6 protein-coding genes are annotated in these 4,373 nt (G+C 64.1%); 3 read left to right on the forward strand and 3 right to left on the reverse strand.

The window, feature by feature from the left end:
• On the forward strand, window positions 1-246 hold a 246-nt coding region (locus A2J03_RS01760), incomplete at its 5' end, for a GTP-binding protein (protein ID WP_197480564.1).
• A 17-nt stretch (window positions 247-263) separates the two neighbouring features.
• On the opposite strand, the gene A2J03_RS01765 is transcribed toward A2J03_RS01760, so the two are convergent.
• From A2J03_RS01765 to A2J03_RS01775, 3 genes are read right to left on the reverse strand one after another with little or no spacing between them, the layout of a single operon-like run.
• The gene (locus A2J03_RS01765) at window positions 264-677 is read right to left on the reverse strand and encodes a molybdenum cofactor biosynthesis protein MoaE (protein WP_068368899.1); all 414 of its coding nucleotides are present in this window, start codon (window positions 675-677) and stop codon (window positions 264-266) included.
• Between the two features lie 7 nt (window positions 678-684).
• Window positions 685-1,686: a bifunctional molybdenum cofactor biosynthesis protein MoaC/MoaB gene (gene moaCB, locus A2J03_RS01770; protein ID WP_068368910.1), complete on the reverse strand. Its 1,002-nt coding sequence runs from the start codon at window positions 1,684-1,686 to the stop codon at window positions 685-687.
• 5 nt (window positions 1,687-1,691) lie between these two features.
• Window positions 1,692-2,930 (reverse strand): molybdopterin molybdotransferase MoeA, encoded by a 1,239-nt coding sequence (locus tag A2J03_RS01775; RefSeq protein ID WP_068368902.1) that lies wholly within the window; start codon window positions 2,928-2,930, stop codon window positions 1,692-1,694.
• Between the two features lie 123 nt (window positions 2,931-3,053).
• On the opposite strand from A2J03_RS01775, the gene moaA reads away from it, so the two are divergent.
• Entirely contained in the window at window positions 3,054-4,124 is a 1,071-nt protein-coding gene (gene moaA / locus A2J03_RS01780) for a GTP 3',8-cyclase MoaA (RefSeq protein WP_068368906.1), read from the forward strand.
• On the forward strand, window positions 4,072-4,359 hold the full coding sequence (locus tag A2J03_RS01785) for a MoaD/ThiS family protein (RefSeq protein ID WP_197480565.1): 288 nt from the start codon (window positions 4,072-4,074) through the stop codon (window positions 4,357-4,359). Before moaA ends, A2J03_RS01785 begins: the two co-directional genes overlap by 53 nt.
• The last annotated feature ends 14 nt before the right edge of the window (window positions 4,360-4,373 follow it).

Consider the following 4,373-nt stretch of genomic DNA (forward strand, 5'->3'; position numbering starts at 1 on the left):
AAAGGATTCGTGTACTTCGGGATCGACGGGTACGAGGCAAAATTCGTGTTGAACACCGTTGGGCGACACATCCGATTGGAGCCGGACACCTGGGACGGCGGCGAGGAACGGGTGACGCGAATCGTGGCGATCGGTACCGACCTCGACGAAGAGCTGATAGAGATTCGGCTACTCGACTGCGTCAGGCGTCCGGGGGATCCCACCGACGAGTCGGCGATGCTGCCTGTACATCGTTATTCGAGTTGAGGCGAACGCCACAGGCGCTATAGACCTACCCACTCGGACATCCCCGTCGCGAAGTTCTGGCGCTTCCAGATCGGAACCTCGGACTTGATGCGTTCGACGAGAGTTGCGCACGTCGCGAACGCCTCGGCCCGGTGCGGCGACGCGACCGCCGCTACGAGTGCGATATCGCCGACAGTCAACTTGCCGACTCGGTGAATCGCTGCGACCGGGAGCCCCGACTCGGCTGCGACTTCGGCGCAACACTTGTGCAAGAAGCGTTCGGCATCGGGGTGAGCTTGGTATTCCAGCGTCGAAACCGATTGTCCACCATCGTGATTACGGACGACTCCGTTGAACAGCACGACGGCTCCGTGTTCGGGCCCTGCAACAGCGTTCTCCACGACCGAGGTGTCGAGCGCCACGCTGGAAATCTGGGCGAGCACGTCCGTCATCGTTCACTCATTTCTCGTCAGCGGTTTCGTGTAGTCCATCGCCCACGACCTGGGCAATGAGATGGTCGATTATAGGAGCTAGAACCGACAGGCCGTCCTTCACCCCGCCGGGTGAACCGGGGAGATTGACGATGACGGTACGTCCGGCGACTCCGGTCAATCCTCGGCTCAGTGCTGCGTGCGGTGTGACCTTGGTGCCTTCGAGTCGGATCGCGTCGGCGATTCCCGGTAGTTCGCGATCGAGGACTGCCCTCGTGGCTTCGGGGGTTGCATCGGTGGGGGACACCCCGGTTCCTCCGGTGCTGATGACGAGGGCGGGGCCGCCGGTGAGTGCGTCTTCGAGGCCCGCGGAGATCTCGGCGTCGGCGTATACAAGGGGACCGCGCACGGAGAAGCCCTTGTTCTCCAACCATGCTGCGATGGCCGGACCGGTCGTGTCCTCACGAGTTCCGCGCGCACCGCCGGTCGACGCTACGAGAACGACAGCCGATCGGTCGTCGGTTCGGACACCGACCTGTTCCACTACTGCCTCGCGAGACCACCGCCCGCGCTTGCCGCCCTCCTTGCGGAGGAGGCGAACACCGTTCATCGTGGCGGCGGGGTCGACGGCTTTGACCATGTCGTGCAGCGTGAGACCGGCGATGGCGACGGCGGTGAGCGCCTCCATCTCGACGCCGGTGGGCCCGGTCGTCTTCGCGGTTGCTTCCACGGTGATCGTGGTGTCGGTGAATCCGAAGATGACATCGACCTTCGACAACGCCAGTTGGTGGCAGAGCGGAATGAGTTCGGAGGTCTTCTTCGCGCCCGTGATTCCGGCGATCCTTGCTGTCGCCAGCACGTCTGCTTTCGGCATTCCGTCCGCGCGGACCAGCGCGACCACCTCAGCCGTCGTCGCGAGTTCTCCTGCTGCAACTGCGATCCGCTCGGTGTCGGACTTGTGCGAGACATCGACCATACGGGCGCGTCCCTCGGCGTCGACGTGTGAGAAGCCAGGCTGTGCCCGGTACATCTCGTTCACAGCGGGATCACCTGAACCTCGGTGCCGGCGTCGAGCGCGGTTGTGTCCTCGGGAATATCGATGAGGACATCCGCCCACGCCATAGCCGCCACCAGATGGGACCCCGGACCTGCGACCGAGGAGACGCCGTCGTCGCCGAGTTTCCCTCGTAGGAGTTGTCTCTTGCCTGCGATCGAGGTGATCGAGTGCGCGAGTGGCACCGAGCGGGATTCGATTGCTTCGAGGCCGGCCGCCGCGCGTACGGCGTTGCGTGCGAACACGATGAACGAGACCACCGTGCTGACCGGGTTGCCGGGAAAATCGAGAACGGGAACACCGTCGATCGTTGCGGTGCCCTGGGGGCCACCCGGCTGCATGCGAACGGAACCGAAGTGTCCTCCCATCGGTGCCAGCACATCCTTGACGACCTCGAAGTCACCCATGGAGACGCCGCCCGAGGTGATGACGAGTTCGGCCGTGGCAACCGCGTCGGACAGAATGCGTCGGAATTCGTCCACGTCGTCGGAGCTGCGGTGAACTGCGACCACCTCGGCCCCGTTCGCGCGGAGGTGAGCAGCGAGGGTCACGCTGTTCGAGTCGTAGATCTGACCGGGGAGCAGCGGTGATCCGGCGTCGACCAGCTCGGCGCCGGTCGTGATGACCGCGACTTTCGGTCGACTCGAGACCTGCACGTGCGAAAGTCCCACTGCCGCAAGGACAGCGATGTGGCGAGGCTCGATGGTGTCGCCTGCCTGCACCATCACCGTTCCGGTGGTGATGTCGCTGCCCTGCTCACGAACGTATTCGCCCGCTGTGCGCCCAACGGTCACGGTGACGATTTCGCCGTCGTAGGTCGTGTTCTCGATCGGCACCACGGCATCGGCGTTCTCGGGCATCGGTGCACCGGTCATGATCTTCACGGCCGTACCCGGCTCGAGACGAATGCGGTTCGAGGGCCCAGCGGCGACGGTCGCGATCACCCGCAGAGCCGCGGGCACATGCGCGACATCCGACGCGAGCACCGCGTATCCGTCCATCTGGGAATTTCGGAACAACGGCAGGTCGACTGGAGCGCACACATCGCGCGCGGCAATTCGACCGAGAGCGTCTCCGACGGCGACGGAGTACGCCGGACGGATCCGCAGCGGTGCCAACAGGCTTGCGACGAGTTCGGTGTGTTCTTCCACCGACACTGCACGACGGTGTTCTCGACCGGGGTCTGCGACTCGATTCGGCCCCGCCGATGGATTGGTCATGTCACGATCTTATGCGCGCTGCAACGACGAAATGTTCGGCGGATCGCACGAAGTTTCCCAGGGGCGGCATACTGGAACGTAGTTCGTTGTTGTGGGAAAGACCGATGACTCGAAGGAGAGTTCGTGACAGCCAGCAGTGTCGTAGGACTCGGCATCCCTTCGATAAGCCGTACGCCCAGGGTGTCCGTCGACGACCGTCCGGACGTTCCGGTACTGATCGATCGCTTCGGCCGAGTAGCCCGTGACCTGCGGGTTTCGATCACGGAGAAGTGCTCGCTGCGGTGTACGTATTGCATGCCCGAAGAGGGCTTGCCCGCAATCCCGACTCAGGATCTACTGACTGCGAGCGAGATTGCCCGTGTCGTCGGCGTGGCCGTTCATCGACTCGGCGTCGAGGAGGTGCGCTTCACCGGCGGTGAGCCACTGATGCGCGCTGATCTGACGGAGATCGTGCGACTGAGCTCGCAGGCGGCGCCGGGCGTACCGCTGTCGATGACCACCAACGCAGTCGGGCTGGAGCATCGAGCGGACACCCTGGCAGCCGCAGGCCTCGATCGGGTCAACGTCTCGCTCGACACGATCGACCGCGTGCACTTTGCAGAACTGACCAGGCGCGATCGGCTGCCCTCGGTGCTCGCAGGCGTGCGCGCCGCCTTACGGGCAGGACTGACTCCGGTCAAGATCAACGCGGTGCTGATGCCGGAAACACTGCACGGTGCAGCCGACCTTCTCCAGTGGTGCTTGGACGAAGGTGTCGCGCTGCGGTTCATCGAGCAAATGCCTCTCGACGCCGATCAGGAATGGGCTCGGGCGAACATGCTCGACGCCGAACACCTGCTCGACGTGCTGTCGACTCGGTTCGATCTGCGTGAGATCGGTCGATCCGATCCGTCTGCTCCCGCCGAGGAGTGGGCTGTCGACGGAACCTCCAGCACCGTGGGCATCATTGCGTCGGTCACGCGTTCGTTCTGCTCGGATTGCGACCGCACGAGGTTGACGGCCGAGGGCACTGTTCGGTCCTGCCTGTTCAGCGACGAGGAAACGGATCTCCGTGCAGCGCTGCGCGGAGGAGCCACCGACGACGAGTTGGGCAAGCTCTGGCAAGGCGCAATGTGGAACAAATGGGCAGGACACGGAATCGATGCGGTGGGCTTCGTCCCGCCTGCGAAAAGCATGGGAGCTATCGGTGGTTGAGGTTCGATACTTCGCCGGGGCCAAGGACGCGTCCGGTTGTGCGAGTGAGACGTTCGAACTTCCCGAGGGCAGCGACCTGACCGCACTCAGGGCCGCCGTTCTCGACAGGCACGGCACGGCACTGGAAGATGTGCTGCGCGTGTCCGCCTTTCTCGTCGGGGACGCGCTCACCAGAGACTTGTCCACGACGGTCGGCGACAGGGTCGATGTGCTGCCGCCGTTCGCCGGGGGATAGTCGTCAGTTCTCGG

The sequence above is a fragment of the Rhodococcus sp. EPR-157 genome (assembly GCF_001647195.1).
In the GTDB taxonomy this organism is placed as follows: domain Bacteria; phylum Actinomycetota; class Actinomycetes; order Mycobacteriales; family Mycobacteriaceae; genus Rhodococcoides.

Coding starts and splice junctions, on each gene's coding strand:
- A2J03_RS01765 (WP_068368899.1), bottom strand. CDS start 677: ATGACGGACGTGCTCGCCCAGATTTCCAGCGTGGCGCTCGACACCTCG.
- moaCB (WP_068368910.1), bottom strand. CDS start 1,686: ATGTACCGGGCACAGCCTGGCTTCTCACACGTCGACGCCGAGGGACGC.
- A2J03_RS01775 (WP_068368902.1), bottom strand. CDS start 2,930: ATGACCAATCCATCGGCGGGGCCGAATCGAGTCGCAGACCCCGGTCGA.
- A2J03_RS01785 (WP_197480565.1), top strand. CDS start 4,072: ATGCGGTGGGCTTCGTCCCGCCTGCGAAAAGCATGGGAGCTATCGGTG.